6 protein-coding genes and 1 pseudogene are annotated in these 17,693 nt (G+C 40.9%); 6 read left to right on the top strand and 1 reads right to left on the bottom strand.

All coding sequences use genetic code 11. The features are described 5' to 3' along the window. Nucleotides 1-70: 70 nt before the first annotated feature. From K4039_RS12710 to K4039_RS12690, 5 genes are all read left to right on the top strand, one after another. Nucleotides 71-5,338, top strand: coding sequence for a non-ribosomal peptide synthetase (locus K4039_RS12710; RefSeq protein ID WP_265235549.1), 5,268 nt, complete (start codon nt 71-73; stop codon nt 5,336-5,338). A gap of 57 nt (nt 5,339-5,395) precedes the next feature. Beyond that, on the top strand, nt 5,396-7,069 hold the full coding sequence (gene panP / locus K4039_RS12705) for a pyridoxal-dependent aspartate 1-decarboxylase PanP (protein WP_265235548.1): 1,674 nt from the start codon (nt 5,396-5,398) through the stop codon (nt 7,067-7,069). A gap of 97 nt (nt 7,070-7,166) precedes the next feature. After that, on the top strand, nt 7,167-10,442 hold the full coding sequence (locus tag K4039_RS12700) for a type I polyketide synthase (protein ID WP_265235547.1): 3,276 nt from the start codon (nt 7,167-7,169) through the stop codon (nt 10,440-10,442). 61 nt (nt 10,443-10,503) lie between these two features. Then, the gene (locus K4039_RS12695; protein WP_265235546.1) at nt 10,504-14,568 is read left to right on the top strand and encodes a non-ribosomal peptide synthetase; all 4,065 of its coding nucleotides are present in this window, start codon (nt 10,504-10,506) and stop codon (nt 14,566-14,568) included. A 699-nt stretch (nt 14,569-15,267) separates the two neighbouring features. Continuing rightward, on the top strand, nt 15,268-15,915 hold the full coding sequence (locus tag K4039_RS12690; RefSeq protein WP_265235545.1) for a transposase: 648 nt from the start codon (nt 15,268-15,270) through the stop codon (nt 15,913-15,915). A 109-nt stretch (nt 15,916-16,024) separates the two neighbouring features. Here K4039_RS12690 and K4039_RS12685 read toward each other — a convergent pair whose 3' ends face one another. Further along, complete coding sequence (locus tag K4039_RS12685) at nt 16,025-17,167, bottom strand: IS4 family transposase (protein WP_375339801.1); 1,143 nt, start codon at nt 17,165-17,167, stop codon at nt 16,025-16,027. Between the two features lie 120 nt (nt 17,168-17,287). Between K4039_RS12685 and K4039_RS12680 the strand changes: the two are divergent. After that, nucleotides 17,288-17,563, top strand: a pseudogene (locus K4039_RS12680) (transposase); the annotation flags it as partial. Nucleotides 17,564-17,693 lie beyond the last annotated feature (130 nt).

The raw sequence follows: 17,693 nt of genomic DNA, 5'->3' as shown, positions 1-17,693 counted from the left end.
CCAATGACTAATGACCAATAACTAATGACTAATGACGGCTGACTAATGACTAATAATTAAGGAAATTACAATGTCTGACTCCCAACTAAACCAAAAACTGAATTCATCAATACATCCCTCGCAGACTGACAAAATCCTGTCAGTATTAAAAGAAATTGTCGGTAAAGCAATGGGAGTAAGCTCCTCTGAAATAGACGATAAGACTAATTTTCTTGAACTCGGTTTTGAGTCCGTGCAATTACTCCAAATAAATGGCGCAATTAAAAAAGCATTTGGTCTCAATATTTCTTTAAAATTATTAATTGAAAATAGCTCTACAATTAACGAATTAGCCGTTTACATATCTCAGCAAATCCCGCCGATCGAGCCAACATTAACGCCCGATCGGTCCGAAACAAATAACTCAAAACCAAAGAAAAAAGCATCGCTATTGTTAGAAAATCATCTCGATCGACAAACCGATAATACAGCGATCAAACGTTTGATGGCGCAGCAGCTTGAGGTGATGTCCAAACAACTGGAATTTCTGCGCGAAAATATTTCACCAAAGCAGAAACAATCTACACGCATACCTACCGCAACGATCGCACAGGAACGCCAGGGAGAAATTCCCATCCAAAATCCAAAATCCAAAATCCAAAAATTCCCCAGTTCCGCCAATTTAACTCCACGCCAACAAGAACATTTAGACGCATTAATCGCACGGGTGATCGAACGCACTCAAGCATCGAAAAACTTGACGCAAAACGATCGCGTTCATCATGCTAATCCCAGATCGGTAATGGGATTTCGTCCTTCAATCAAAGAAATGGTATATCCCATCTATCCCCAAAGAAGTTCTGGTGCGAGAATTTGGGATATTGATGGTAATGAATATATAGATATGTCAATGGGATTTGGCGCACTTTTATTCGGTCATTCTCCATCTTTTATTATTGATGCAATTCAAGACCAGGTTCACCAAGGAATACAACATGGCCCACAATCAGCTTTGGCAGGTAAAGCTGCTCAGTTAGTTTGCGAATTGACAGGTCAAGAAAGGGCTTCTTTTTGTAATGATGGCAGCGAAGCGGTAATGGGAGCAATTCGCATCGCTCGCGCCATTACAGGGCGCGAAAAGATTGCTTTTTTTGCAGGTTCCTATCACGGAACTTTGGATGAAGTTTTGGTAGCCGGAGTACCGAGTGAAGAGGGAAAGTTACGTTCGATCGCGATCGCTGCTGGTATTCCGCAGCATAAAGTAGAACAAGTTATAGTTCTCGATTACGGAAATCCCAAATCGCTAGATATTATCAGAGCTCACGCCAGTGAATTAGCGGCTGTTTTAGTGGAGCCAATCCAAAGCGCCAAACCAGATTTGCAACCTAAAGAATTCTTGCAAGAATTGAGAAAATTAACTCAAGAAACGGGAATTACTTTAATTTTCGATGAAGTGATTACCGGATTTCGGATGCACCCCGGCGGGATGCAAGCATTGTGGAATATTCGAGCCGATATCACAACTTACGGTAAAGCAATTGGTGGTGGTTTGCCGATCGGAGTAATTGCTGGTAAGGCTGCTTTTATGGACGTATTAGATGGTGGATTTTGGAGTTATGGAGATGCGTCTTATCCTGAAGTCGAAATTACTCACTTTGCAGGTACTTTTTTCAAGCATCCTCTCGTGATGGCTACTACTTTGGCTGCACTCACCCACATTAAGAATAGCGGCGCAAAACTGCAAGAAGAGTTAACTGCCAAAACCATAAAATTAGCCAACACGCTCAATACTTACTTCGAGCAAAAACAGTTACCAATTCAGGTAGTTCATTTTGGTTCTCTCTTCCGATTTGCTTATTCTCCCACTCTCAATTGGATGGATTTGTTTTTCTATCACCTGCTAGAAAAGGGAATCTTTGCTTTAGAAAATCGCAGACTTTTCTTATCTACCGCTCATACCGATGAAGATATCGAGCGCATGATTCAAGCAGTCAAGGAAAGTATCAGCGAAATGCAAGAAGGTGGATTTTTACCAGGGGAGTCGGGAGTGGGTAATGGGGAAAAATCTTCCCGATCGCCGATCGCCAATCGCCAGTCTTTAATCCCCCTGACAGAAGCGCAGAAAGAACTGTGGGTAATGGCACAAATGGGAGAAAACGTCTCCCGCGCCTATAACCAATCAACGACAATTCATCTGCGCGGCTTGTTCAATTTGACAGCAGCACGTAAGGCCATTCAAGAAGTAGTCGATCGCCACGAAGCATTGCGATCGACGTTTAGTCCGTCAGGAGATTATCAACAAATTAATTCGACTCTGACTATCAACATTCCGGTAGTGGATTTCTCGACTTTAGATAATAGCGATCGCGCCACACATTTAGAGGAATACTTAGCAACAGAAGCACGACAAACTTTCAATCTTGAAACTGGGAATTTATTCCGAACCAAAATCGTCAAATTAGAAGAACAACATCATCTTTTAGTTCTTACAGTTCATCACATTATTGCTGATGGTTGGTCTTTGGGAGTTTTGCAACAAGAACTAACGGCAATTTACACAGCCGAATGTCAAGCGATCGCGCATCAACTCCCACAACCAATGCAGTTAAGCGAATACGTTCAGTGGGAAGCAAGCCAGCAGGAAAGTCCAGAAATGGCAAAAGCTGAGGCTTATTGGTTGCAGCAATTTTCCAGTTCCGTTCCGGTGTTAGAATTGCCAAGCGATCGTCCTCGACCATCAGTTAATCGCTACGTCGGTACTCGACAAACTTTCACGCTGGATAAAACTGTTTATGGCGCTTTGAAACACGAAAGCATCAAGTTTAAAAGCACCTTATTTACAACAGTTTTGGCTGGTTTTTTTGCGTTACTTCACCGATTAACAGGTCAGGACGATATCGTTATTGGTATCCCTTCAGCCGGACAATTATCTGTTGAAGGTGAATCTCTTGTCGGTCACTATGTGAACTTATTGCCAATCCGCAGCCAACTTGTAGAAAACCCAACATTCACAGAATATTTAAGTTCAATAAAACAGGTGTTATCCGATGCTTATGATCATCAAATTTATCCGTTTATTAGGTTGGTTAAGAAATTAAACCTGCCAAGAGATACCAGTCGTCCACCTTTAGTAACAATACTGTTTAATTTGGACAGACCTCTGGCTACCTCAGAGTCTTTTAGCCGGAAATTCGAGTTTGTCAGAAATCCCACCAATTCTTCCATCTCGGATATTTTTCTGGATATTCACCAACAAAATGACGAATTTGTAGTCGATTGTGAATACAACACCGACTTATTTGACTCGCAAACTATTGAACGGTGGATGAAACATTGGCAAACTTTGCTAGAAAGCATTATTGCTAATCCAGAACAGCGAGTTTGGGATTTACCTTTACTGAAATCAGGCGAACTAAAACAGTTGTTGGTGGAATGGAATGATACTCAAACTGACTATCAGCATCACTGCATTCACGAACTTTTTGAAGCACAAGTGGAACGCACGCCGGATGCTGTAGCGGTGATGTTTGGAGACCATAATTTAACTTATCGGGAACTCAATACTAAGGCTAATCAACTAGCGCATCACCTGCAAAAGTTGGGGGTAAAGTCAGAAGTAATGGTGGGGATTTGTTTAGAGCGATCGCTCGATCCGATCGTCGCAATTTTGGGTATCCTCAAAGCAGGCGGTGCTTATCTTCCCCTCGATCCAAATTATCCCCAAGAACGACTGGATTTCATGTTGTCGGATACTCACTTGTCGGTGGTGATTACTCATTCGTCATTAGTTAAAAACTTTGCCAAAATGACTGTCATCTGCTTGGATACTGATTGGGAAATTATTCAGCAAGAAAACCGAGAAAATCCTGTCAGTCATTCTACAATTGATAATGTGGCTTATGTCATTTATACCTCTGGTTCGACGGGGAAACCTAAAGGAGTTTTAGGTTTGCATAGAGGCGCTATCAATCGTTTTCATTGGATGTGGCAAACTTATCCTTTTAAAGGAGAAGATGTTTGCTGTCAGAAAACATCGTTAAACTTTGTAGATTCTGTGTGGGAGATTTTCGGGCCCTTACTGCAAGGAATACGGACGATTATTATCAGCGATCGCATTCTCAAAGACCCTCACCAGTTCGTAGAAACTCTTGCTAACAATAAAGTGACGCGACTTGTCTTGGTTCCTTCTTTGCTGCGATTACTTTTAGATACGTTTGCTGACTTGCAAAAACGGCTACCAAACTTGAATTTTTGGGTAACGAGTGGAGAAACACTTTCGGTAGATTTATTGCAACAGTTTCGGCAGATTTTACCTGAGAGTATGCTGTTAAATCTTTACGGTTCCTCCGAAGTTTCTGCTGATGTCACTTGCTACAGTAGCAGTCCGCAAGATCGAGCTAATTCGCAAGTTTTGATCGGTCGTGCGATCGCTAACACCCAAATCTACGTCCTCGATCGCAACTTACAACCTGTTCCCATTGGCGTACCTGGTGAACTGTACGTCGGTGGCGCAGGATTGGCGCGAGGTTATCTCAATCGTCCCGAATTAACATCTGAGAAATTCATTCCTAATCCATTAGCAAGCATTCATACTGAACTATCGACCAAACTATACAAAACTGGCGATTTGGTTCGCTATTTACCAGATGGCAATTTGGAATTTCTCGGACGGATCGATAACCAAGTGAAAATTCGCGGTTTCCGAATCGAATTAGGAGAAATTGAAGCGGTACTAGCTCAACATCCATCTGTACGACAAGTAATAGTTTTAGCTAGGGAAAATGAACCCGATAATCAGCAATTGGTGGCTTATATCGTATCCGATTCAGAACAGCCGATCGCAGCCAGCGAACTTCATCGCCTGCTGCAAGAAAAGCTGCCTAACTATATGATACCATCCGCCTTTGTGATGTTAGAAACTCTGCCATTGCTACCCAATGGTAAAGTAGATCGTCAATCGCTACCAGCACCAGAACAAGCGCGTCCCAAATTGGAAGCAGCCTATCAATCACCCCGAACGGAAATAGAACAAAGCATTGCTGGTATTTGGCAAGAATATCTCCATTTAGAGGGAGTAGGTATTCACGATAACTTCTTCGATTTGGGTGGTGATTCATTGCTCTTAGTTCGCGTTCACAGCCAACTGCAAAAAATATTTCAGCGAGAGTTTTCTTTAGTTGGAATGTTTCAATATCCAACCATCGGCTACTTAGCTGAATATTTAATTCAGGAGGAAAACAAGCAGCGATCGTATGCAAATCATTCTCAACCATCAATAACCCCGACAGATTCCATCAACCGCCGCCGACAAGTCAGACAAGAACATCGAGCGGCAAGACAAAGAAGAGAGCAGCCTTAACAGCTAATTTTAGATGGCGGATTTCCAATATCTTTCAACCCAATTAAGTAGGAAAAAATGATGTTAAACCAACAAGAAATGCTGAAAATCAAAACCTCCTTTAACCCCGACAATACGAGCCAATATACTATTGAACAAAAAACAATCGAACTTTTTGCTCCATCCACTCACACTGCCTCTCTAGAAAAAACGATCGAGATGCAAATTAACGCTGTAACTCGCGAGTTTTTAGCCAACATCAAAACCAACAGCGACATTGATTTTCAAGCGTTAACGCAAAACTTTTGCGATCCTCAAATTCCCATTGAACCCGCTAATTTTGAAAGCTACCTGGAATATTTATCCAGCAACGTAATTAACCATTCAATCCACACATCATCGCCGCGATTTATCGGTCACATGACCGCCGCACTTCCCCATTTCGTGCAGCCTCTAGCTAAACTGATGACGGCGATGAATCAAAACGCCGTAAAAATAGAAACTGCTAAAGCTTTTAGTCCTTATGAACGTCAAGCTTTGGCAATGATTCATCGACTGATTTACAACTTTAGCGATCGCTTTTACGCCCAGCATATTCAAAACAGCGAGAGTACATTAGGAATTTTGGTTTCTGGAGGTACTACAGCGAATATCACCGCACTTTGGTGCGCCAGAAATACTTCTTTAGGGCCAAAAGACGACTTTCTCGGTATAGAAAAGGAAGGTTTAACAGCCGCCTTAGATTATTATGGCTACAAAGGTGCGGTAGTAATCGGTTCGGACTTAATGCACTACTCGTTTGAAAAAGCCGCCGATTTGTTGGGTATCGGTACGCGAGGTTTGATTAAAATTAAGAGCGATCGCAACAATCGGATTGACATTTGTGCGCTTCGTCAAGCCGTCGCAGATTGTCGCAACCAAAACAAACATATTATCGCGATCGTGGGCATTGCTGGTACTACAGACTCAGGTGGAGTCGATTCTCTTTCCGATATGGCGGACATTGCGCGAGAAGCGAACGTTCACTTGCATGTCGATGCCGCTTGGGGTGGGCCACTGATCTTTTCCCAACAGCATCGACCTAAAATTGTTGGGATCGAACGTGCTGATTCGGTGACGATTGATGGACATAAACAAATGTACTTGCCAATGGGTATTGGGATGGTGTTTTTGCGCGATCCGATCATGGCACAAGCGATCGAAAAAAATGCCAGTTATACCATGCGTAAAGGTTCTTTCGATTTAGGTAAACGCGCTTTGGAAGGTTCTCGACCGGGAATGGCATTATTCCTTCATGCTGGGCTCAACTTAATTGGAGTGAAAGGATATGAATTTTTGATTGATGAAGGAATTCGGAAAACTCAATATATGGCCGATCGCATCCGCAGTCTAGCTGAATTTGAGTTGTTAGCAGAACCGGATATTAACCTGTTAATTTACCGTTATATACCGGAGTCATTGAGAGAGAGTGTGGCTAAAAATCAGTTAACTGAAAGTGAAAATCAACTGATCGATCGATTTAACGAACGACTTCAAAAAGCCCAGCGCCAAGCAGGTCGTACTTTTATTTCGCGGACAACTAAAAGCACAATTTGTTCTGGAAAAGAAATCCCGATGATCGCATTGAGGGCGGTGATTGCTAATCCACTTACCACTGAAGATGATATCGATGCAGTTTTAAACGACCAGATGGAGATTGCTTTAGAGATTTTGAACTCTAATTCTTTAGAAGTTGCTGAGAATGTAGCATAACTCGCAGCACGCCTTGGAGGTTGAACCTCCCCCACCTCGTTTCCAGGTTCTACCTGGGAACGAGAATAAAGTTAAAAGTAAATGGTTGAGTATTCTGATGAATAATTTAAGTGAATTAAATCGTTTTGATGGCAAAGATGAAATCGCTATCGTCGGCATGGCGGGGCGTTTCCCTGGTGCTAAAAATGTTGATGATTTTTGGCAAAACTTGCGAGATGGCGTAGAATCAATATCTTTTTTCACAGATGAAGAACTCATATCTACAGGTATAGACCCAGCCGTATTCAATGACCCCAAATATGTCAAAGCAGGCACCGTACTGGAAGACATAGAACTATTTGACGCAGCATTTTTCGGCTTTACACCCAGAGAAGCTGAAATCGCAGATCCCCAACAGCGTCTTTTTCTAGAATGTGCTTGGGAAGCACTAGAAAATTCTGGCTACAATTCAGACACTTACCCCGGTCAAATCGGTGTGTTTGCAGGTGTAACTCTGAGCAGTTATTTATTTTATAACCTGTATCCTAATCGCCATTTAATAGAATCAGTCGATCCATTCCAAGTTTTAATTGGCAATGATAAAGACCACCTTTGTACGCAAACTTCTTACAAATTAAACCTCAAAGGGCCAAGCATTAACGTTCAAACCACCTGTTCCACCTCATTAGTTGCAGTTCACTTAGCTTGCCAAAGTTTGCTGAATGGCGAAAGCGATATCGCGTTGGCTGGTGGTGTTTCAATTCAAGTGCCACAAAAAACCGGTTATCGCTATCAAGAAGGAGGAATAAATTCTCCTGACGGACATTGCCGAGCTTTCGATGTAAATGCTCAAGGAACTATTTTTGGTAGCGGTTTGGGTATTGTCGTATTGAAACGCTTAGAAGATGCTGTAGCCGACGGGGATTGTATTCATGCGGTCATTAAAGGTTCCGCAATTAATAATGACGGTTCTTTAAAAGTTGGTTATACAGCCCCCAGCGTAGAAGGTCAAAGGGAGGTGATTTTAGAAGCACTTGCGTTAGCAGGAGTGGAGTCCAAAACTATTAGTTATATTGAGGCGCATGGAACGGGAACTTCATTGGGAGATCCGATCGAAATTGCAGCTCTCACCCAAGCTTTTCGTACCACAACTAATCGGAATGGTTTTTGTGCGATCGCTTCAGTTAAAACTAATGTCGGACATTTGAATACAGCCGCTGGGATAACAGGTTTAATCAAAACTATCCAAGCACTTAAACACAAACAAATACCTCCCAGTTTGCATTTCCACAAACCCAATACCCAAATAGATTTTGCCAATAGTCCATTCTACGTTAATAGTACGTTGTCGGAATGGAAAACTAACGGCAATCCGCGTCGTGCTGGAGTCAGTTCTTTCGGAATTGGTGGAACGAATGCTCATGTAATTCTAGAAGAAACTCCCGATCTTGAAGTCTCTAGTTCTTCACGTCCTTGGCAGTTATTGCTACTCTCAGCAAAAACCGATACAGCATTAGAGACTGCAACTGCGAATTTAGCCAAACATTTACAACAGCATCCCGATTTAAATATCGCTGATGTTGCTTACACATTGCAAGTCGGTCGTAGGGCTTTTGAACATCGCCAAATGGTAGTTTGTCATGATATTGAAGATGCCATGAATGCGCTAACTAATCTAGATACGCAACGAGTTTTCACGCACTACCAAAAGCCTTCTCACCGTCCGATCGTATTCATGTTTTCTGGACAAGGCGCACAATATGTAAATATGGGGCGAGAACTCTACGAAGTTGAGCCAACATTTAGAGAACAAATAGATATCTGTTCGGAAATTCTCAAACCTCATTTAGGTATCGATCTGCGTTCAATTCTCTATCCCAGCGAAGCAGAAACCGCAGAAGCTTCTCAGCAATTGCAACAAACTGCAATTACCCAACCAGCTATATTTGTTGTTGAATATGCGATCGCGAAGTTATGGATAGAATGGGGACTGCATCCCGTAGCGCTAATTGGACACAGTATTGGTGAATATGTAGCTGCTACTTTAGCAGGTATTTTCTCCCTAGAAGATGCCTTGTTTTTAGTAGCAAGCCGAGGTAAACTGATGCAGCAATTGCCTTCTGGAAGTATGCTCGCCGTGCCACTTTCAGAACAAAAGATTCAGCCATTTTTGGGTGAAGAACTTTCTTTAGCAGCAATTAACGCGCCATCCTCATGCGTCGTTTCAGGCTCGACAGCAGCGATCGAAATATTGCAAAATCAGTTAAATTCCGAAGCTATAGACTGTCGCCCCTTACATACATCTCATGCCTTTCATTCTGAGATGATGCAACCGATTTTGGAACAGTTTGCACTTGCTATTAAAAAAGTGAAGCTGAATCCGCCCCAAATTCCGTTTATTTCCAACGTCACTGGTACCTGGATTACAGAAAATGAAGCCACAAATCCCAGCTATTGGAGCAAACATCTGCGCCAAACAGTGAGATTTTCTGCCGGAATTTCCGAGTTATTGAAACAGCCGGAAGCAATATTTTTGGAAGTTGGGCCTGGACGGACATTAAGCACGTTAACTAAGCGGCATTTAGAACCGGATGCCAAACATCTCGTGCTAAATTCCTTACGCCATCCTCAAGAACAACAATCCGATGTTGACTTATTATTAAACGCATTAGGTAGGCTTTGGATGGCAGGTGTAAAGATAGAATGGTCGGGCTTTTCCACCCACGAATTGCGTCATCGTCTCCCCCTACCGACGTATCCTTTTGAGCGCCAACGTTACTGGATAGATGCCAAAGTTCCATCCTTATCTGCGACTAACAACTCAATAACATCAGACCAAAAAGATCGATGGCTAGTGTTTGTTGATGAATCGGGTGCAGGTTCCCAATTGGTTAATCAATTGGAACAAAAAGAGCAAAATGTAATTAGGATAAAGTTAGGAGAAAAATTTGCTAAACTCAGCGGTGGAATTTATACCATTAATCCCCAAAACCAAGACGATCTTGATGCTTTACTTGCAGAACTAATACCGGATACAAAACCATCCCAGCAAACAGACCCCTCCCCACGCTATTTAAGACCCAGCCTCGATAATTCGTATGTTCCTCCTACTAATGAGTTAGAACAACAAATTGTCGAAATGTGGCAAGAAGTTCTCGGTATTAAACAAGTCGGTATTCACGATAATTTCTTCGAGTTAGGAGGAGATTCACTCATCGCCACCCAATTAGTTTCGCGATTGCGATCGAACTTCCCAGTCGAACTACCACTGCGCGACCTTTTGCTTCAAGCATCCACTGTCGCCAAACAAGCCGAAACGATCGACCAACTTCTTCTAGAAAAAATTGCCGAATTATCTGATGAAGAAGTTGAAGCTTTATTGGCTAATCGATAAAAGTTTATTTTACACAACCGATCCCATCTGACCTAATTACTCATCACCAACAACATCTGTTATGGACAACCAAATCTCTAATCTATCCCCGACCAAAAAAGCGCTTCTGGAAAAATGGAAGACAGGAAAACTTAGAAGTTCTGCTATTCCTAAGCGGCCAGACTCTAATCCTATTCCTTTATCTTTTTCCCAGCAAAGACTCTGGTTTATCGATCGACTTTATCAAGGAAGTTCTTTCTATAATATTCCGACAGCCCTTCATTTAAAGGGAATCCTTGATGTGACGGCGCTCAAGCAAAGTCTCAACGAAATTATCAGTCGTCACGAGGCTTGGCGGACCAGTTTTGTAATAATAGATCGGCAACCATTCCAGGCGATCGCATCGGAATCAAGCTGGGATTTACCTATCATTAACCTCGAACGTTTATCGGGAAAAAATTGGGATCTTGAAGTTCAAAAAATAGCGAGCGAGGAAGCTAAAAAACCCTTTGATTTATCCCAAGCGCCTCTGGTACGGGCAACTTTGCTGCGTCTAGGCGAAACAGAACATATTTTCCTTTTGACTATGCACCACATCGTCTCCGATGGATGGTCTATCTCAGTGTTCGCAGGGGAATTTGCAGCGCTGTACACGGCGTTCTCAACAGGTCAATCTCCGTCATTACCCGAACTTCCCATCCAGTATGCAGATTTTGCAATTTGGCAGCGCGATCGCTTGCAAGGTGAATTACTCGCTACCCAACTCAATTACTGGAAGCAACAACTAGGTGGTGATTTACCTGTATTGCAATTGCCTGTCGATCGTTCCAGACCGACTATTACCACATTTAATGGCGCAAAGCAACACTTTACTTTTTCCAAAACTCTAACAGAGGCACTAAGTAAATTAGGTCAGCAAGAAGAAGTCACTTTATTTATGACTTTACTGGCGGCTTTTAATACTTTACTTTACCGCTATACAGAGCAAGAAGACATCCTCATAGGTTCTTCAATTGCTAATCGAAATCAAGCCGAATTAGAAGGAATACTTGGCTTATTTGTCAATACATTGGTGATGCGAAATGACCTCAGCGGCGACCCAAGTTTTCGGACGCTTTTGAGTCGGGTACGCGAGGTGACTCTCGACGCTTACGCACATCAGGATTTGCCTTTCGAGAAGCTAGTAGAGGAATTGCAACCCGATCGAGATTTAAGCCGAAATCCTTTGTTTCAGGTCATGTTTGTGCTGCAAAATACGCCGAAGTCAGAGCGAGAGATTGCTGGGTTAACTTTGCGTAGTTTGGAGTTCGATAGTGGCACATCTCAGTTCGACATTTTTCTGTCTATCGGCGAATCCAAAGAAGGATTAACTGGATTTTTAGAGTATAGTACAGACTTATTTGATGCGGCAACAATTACAGGACTCATCGATAATTTTCAAACTTTACTGGAAAGCATTGTTGCTAATCCCGATCGCCAAATTTCCGAATTACCAATCCTAACTGCAAAACAGCGAGAACAACTGTTATTGGAGTGGAATAATACTCAAACGACTTATCCGCAAAATGCATCTCTCCATCAATTATTTGAACGGCAAGTAGAGCATTTTCCCGATAGTTTAGCGTTAATCGATCGGTCAGAAAAAATAACCTATCGACAACTCAACCACAAGGTCAATCAACTTGCCCATTATTTACAAAAATTGGGAGTAACAACCGAAAGTTTCGTGGGAATTTGTCTGGATCGATCGGTGGAAATGATAGTTGGAATTCTGGCGATTCTGAAAGCTGGCGGTGCTTACATTCCTCTCGCTCCAAATTATCCAACCGATCGTCTTTCTTTCATGGTTTCTGATTCTCAAGTTTCATTAGTCATCAGTCATTCATCATTACGCGATCGCTTTCAACAAATACAAGTTATCTGTCTAGATGATGACAGGGAAATTATCGATCTAGAAAGTCAAGAAAATCCGACCGCCGCATCGAGAAGTGACAATCTTGCTTATGTAATCTACACTTCGGGTTCGACTGGAACTCCCAAAGGCGTTCTCGGCACTCACCGAGGTACAGTTAATGGGTTACACTGGTTGTGGAAAACTTATCCCTTTGAAAGTGAAGACATTTGCTGTCAGAAAACAGCTATTAGTTTCGTAGATTCAGTGTGGGAAATTTTTGCTCCCTTACTCCAAGGAATTCCCACCGTTATCATTCCCGATCCAATTGTCAAAGACACTAAACTATTCCTAGAAACGCTCGATCGCCATCACGTTACGCGAGTCATACTTGTTCCTTCATTGCTGCGGTTAATTATAGATACTTACGGTAATTTAACTAAGAAATTATCGAACTTGAAACTTTGGATAACCAGTGGAGAAGCACTACCTCTCGACTTAGCGCGATCGTTCCAAAAATTGCTCCCATCTGCCAAACTGATTAACCTTTACGGTTCATCTGAAATTTCTGCCAACGCTACTTACTACGATACGAGTTTATTACCAGAAAAAGCAACTAGCGTTCCGATCGGTCATCCAATTGATAACACTCAAGTTTACATATTCGATCGCCATTTACAACCAACGACCGTCGGAGTCTGCGGTGAATTGTACATCAGTGGCGATGGATTGGCGAAAGGTTATTTGAATCGTCCTGAACTAACCGAGGAACGGTTTATTTTAACTCCCAACTCAAAACTATATAAAACTGGCGATTTAGCACGTTACTTGCACGATGGCAATCTCGAATATTTAGGTCGCCGTGACGAACAAGTAAAAATCAGAGGTTTCCGAGTTGAATTAGCAGAAATTGAAAGTGCGATATTGCAACATCCAGATATTCGAGAATCTGTTGTCATTATCCGCGACGATACACAAGGCGATAAGCATCCGATCGCTTACATAGTAACAGATGAACCAAACTTAGTTTCACAACTGCACGGTTACTTGCAAGATAAACTACCGGATTACATGATACCGTCTGCTTTTGTGGTGTTAGATGCGATACCGCTAACACCAAATGGCAAAGTAGATAAGCGATCGCTTCCAACTGATAATCTGATCCGATCGAACTCCACAACATCCTTCGTTGCGCCCAGAAATATTTCCGAATTAGGTTTGGTAAAAATTTGGGAAAGTCTTCTAGCTATTAACTCAATTGGAGTAACAGATAACTTCTTCGAGTTAGGAGGTCACTCCTTTTTAGCTGTACGCTTAATGGCTCAAATTTACGAACTGTTCGGACACAACCTTCCCCTATCTATTTTGTTTGAAAACCCGACCATTGAAAAACTCGCTAAAATTGTCAGCCAGCCAACAAATTTGAGTTCTGGTTCCCCGCTGGTAGCCCTTAATTCTTCAGGTTCAAGGACTCCTTTGTTTTGCGTACACGCCGCCGGAGGAGACATTCTCGCTTACATAAACTTGGCAAACAAAATCGGTGGAGAACAACCATTTTATGCCTTGGAACAGTCTCCCAGTACCGTAGAAATTGAAGCTAAGTCAGTAGAAGAAACAGCAGCTTATTACCTCCAAGAAATTCGCACAGTGCAACCGGAAGGGCCCTATCTTTTAGGAGGTTGGTGTTTTGGTGGTGTGGTTGCTTTTGAGATGGCGCAACAACTACAAAAACAAGGTCAAAAAGTAGACTTGCTAGTGGTAATTGACGCGATATTGTCAGAAACAGTTATTCAACCAACAAAGGATGATGATGCTAAATTTTTACTCCGGTTAGCTGAGTCAATTAAAAACTGGTTCGGCATCGATTTTTCTGTCTCCTACGATGAAATGCGAGATCTACCGTTGGATGAGCAATTTCAGTTATTGAATAGAAAGGCGAATTTCATCGTTAGCGACACGGAGATGTCGCAGTATATTCGCGATTACAAGGTTTTTAAATCTCACGTTCAAGCCATGCGAGATTACGTTCCCCAGGTTTATCCTGACAAAATTACGTTGTTTCGAGCTCACGATAAAATTGAGCATGATTTTGATAGTTCTGAGTTCCATAGCGATGACTTATTGTTAGGTTGGGGCAAATGTTCCCAGCAAGCGATCGAAGTTATTGAAGTTCCGGGAAATCATTTCTCGATGTTCGCTGAACCTCATGTGCAAAAATTAGCCCAACATTTGAAATGTTATCTCGATCAAATGTAGGACTTACGGATTGAAAAATTAACCGTAGAAGTTCACGGGGGTAGCAAAAAGCCCAAAAATCTGATAAGGTGACGCACATGGAGAAGACAGTGCCGGAATTAATGGCGGCAATTAGCCCAGGGGGAACGCATCTTATTGAACACTGTTCACCAGTGGTGAGTATATTTTAATATAAATTCACCATTCTTAGAAGCTATAGACACGCTTTGTAATGAGTTTTAAGAGAAAAGAGGAACTGATTAATGGTAATTTTTAATTATGGCAATTTTTGATAAAATAAAAAGCTTACAACTACTGTTTACAAGTTGTATAATAGTTAGAAATGAGTTGTTTGTGAGAATTTAGTTGACTGAATTAGCGAGGAGATTAGTCAAATAGTCATCATCTGACCCGCTCTAAGTCGCTTATTTTTGGCTCCATTTTTTGAGGTTTTTTCTTGATTCAAAAGATTGAGTGATACGAAAATCAGACGCTCCCCAAGAATAACGGCAAAAAGTTACGATTACTGACAGGGTTTTTAGTCTCGCGATTTATTCATTGGTTCCCGAACGCGATCGCACTATTGTATTTGCCAACCCTGACGGAGTTTCACTGAAACTAAACCTTTACCGCAGAAGTGTTGAATGATAGAAAAAGATTGCTAAAATTGGCCAAAAAATGTATAATTGCAGAGTTATAAAATATTAATAATCAACTGAAATGCTATTTTCTAACTTCCCCAAAATTGTCAAACGGTATCTCGCCCATTTACCCAAAGATGATTATCCAGTTTTAGATAGCTTCACATTTGTCTCCTGCTGGCTAGGGTTTAGTTTTGACCAAAGTCTGGATACTATGCGTTCCCTATTTTCCCGTTTAAACAGTCGAGATATTTCCCTAGATATATCAACTTTTTCCAAGGCTAGTAAGCATAGAGATATTGATGTTTTTATAAAAATCTTTGAAAGATTACAAGCCGATATAAAACGTCAAACAAGTAATAAAGATTGTCTCAGCTTATTCCCTTTAGATTCAACGATAGTTACTTTGACAAGTAAATTACTATGGCAACAGGAATACCATCAAGTAAAATTATTTGCTGGAACGGACAATGAACGGGGAATAATTGATGGAGTACACATTCATTTTGGCCAAGGTCATGACAGTGAGCATGGAAATGAAACTATAGCAGCCACACCTCAAAATGGAGTCGCTGTAATGGATAGAGGTTTTTCTAGCTCTGAACGCGTTCAAGCATTAATGAAACAAAAAAATCAATATTTTGTACTACGAATTAAGAATAATTCTACTATCAACATGAAGGAGAATGGAACTTATGAAGTGTGCAGTGACAAACGAAAAGTTTAAGTAAGATTAGTGACTTTTTCAGATTTAGAAACACGAACTGAATTTAGGTTTGTCACTAATTTACCTGAATCCGGAGAATTAGCATACACCTGTCGGGGCGACAAGTCGCCTATAAGGCTGATAGAATAAGTCTCATAGCTCTTAAGCCTTGTTGATAATTAGGTAGTTTGTGCGGAGACAAAGACATTAATTCAACAACAACCTGCCAATTACTAGACATTGAATCAACCCATGATTCACCCCAGAGTCCAATATAAAAAGTGCTATGCCTAGCATATTTTCTGTGGCTTTCTGTTTTTCTGCCTAGATATTTTTGAACTTGCTTGGATTTAATGTCTATCCCTTGAATGATACTCTTTAAGTATGATAGCGATAGCAAAATTAATAACTTACTCAATCGGTCGCCCGTTAAATTAGTCTTCTCTAAGTTATAGCCTCCGCCTTTAAAGTCTCTAAACATTTCTTCAATTCCAAATCTTTTTGCATAAGCATCAACTGCTGCTTGTATATTTGCCAAACTTGTCAGAATATACCAAGGTTCTTTTGTAGTAATATTTCGATATTTACCCAGCCACTTACCTGCCAAATTAAACCCCGTAATTGGTGCAGTTTTTCGGATTGTTACTTCTTGATTGAAAAAGCTATTTCCTGGCTCTAATCCTAGCATTTTTATTTCAGTCCATAACTCCGATTCCATCTTGATACAAACATTCTTTTTTAGTCGTAAACAGAAATCTACTTTCTTCTCCCTCAGCCAATTTGCCAGGGTAACACTACAAAATTCACGATCTCCTAACACAAGCAATTTATAATCTGATAAGGCGGCGAATATTGGCGTTAATACGAATTGTTGATTTTCCAATGTGCTGTTCCCTTGTTTGTCAAGGACTTTCCAATAAATAGGAATAGCTCTTTTTCGCCAAATCATGCTGACCATCAAAATATTATTTGTTTGCCATTTGGTTCTGTCTATTGCTAAATATACAACCTTATTCTGTTTGACACTACCTTTAATCCAAGCAATCACCAGTGACAGCCAAATATCATCTAGAGCCCATTCATCGTCCGATAAAAATCTCTGAACTTTTTTCCTTCTACTTTCAAATTTAATGGGCATCGCTAGTTTTGTCGCTATGCTTTCTAATGTGACTTCTTTAATCGATTGCACTACTTGAATCAATAAAATTGTCAATAAGTAATTAGAACGTGTAAGCTTTTCTGACAAATGGGCATGATATAATTCTGGTATCATTTAATTGTTTTTGGGTAAGAAGCTTTCTTACCCTATCTTTTTTCAGGTGATTTGTCTAGGATTGCCGGACTGTCTATTTTTCAGGCGACTTGTCGCCCCGTCAGAGCATACACTAAGGTCGAAATTGGAGGAATTTATCGCAGACGATGGCAGATTGAATAGCTGTGGAAATTCTTAAAAATGCATTTAAAATTGGCTCGTATAATTACTAAAAATACTAATGGAATCAAGATACAAATCTATGCCTGTTTGATTTGTTATTTGTTGTTTCAGTTAGTTGAAGTTCCTGATGAAATTGGAAATAAACTTTTAGAGAAATTACGATATTTACAGGCTTTTATGTGTGAGAAAATTAGCTATATTAACTGGTTTAAGGAACTTGTTTTCAATTGCTGAAATCAGCATTTTATAGGATTCGTATGTCTATTTTCAGAATCCGGTAGTAATAAATATGTAGTGAAATTTAATTACAGTAATTGAATACATAGGATAATTTTATAACTCACACAATCAAGTTTTGTGATTT

The organism is Lyngbya sp. CCAP 1446/10 (assembly GCF_026130175.1).
Lineage (GTDB): Bacteria > Cyanobacteriota > Cyanobacteriia > Cyanobacteriales > Microcoleaceae > Microcoleus.
This window is presented reverse-complemented; position numbering and strand designations above follow the sequence as displayed.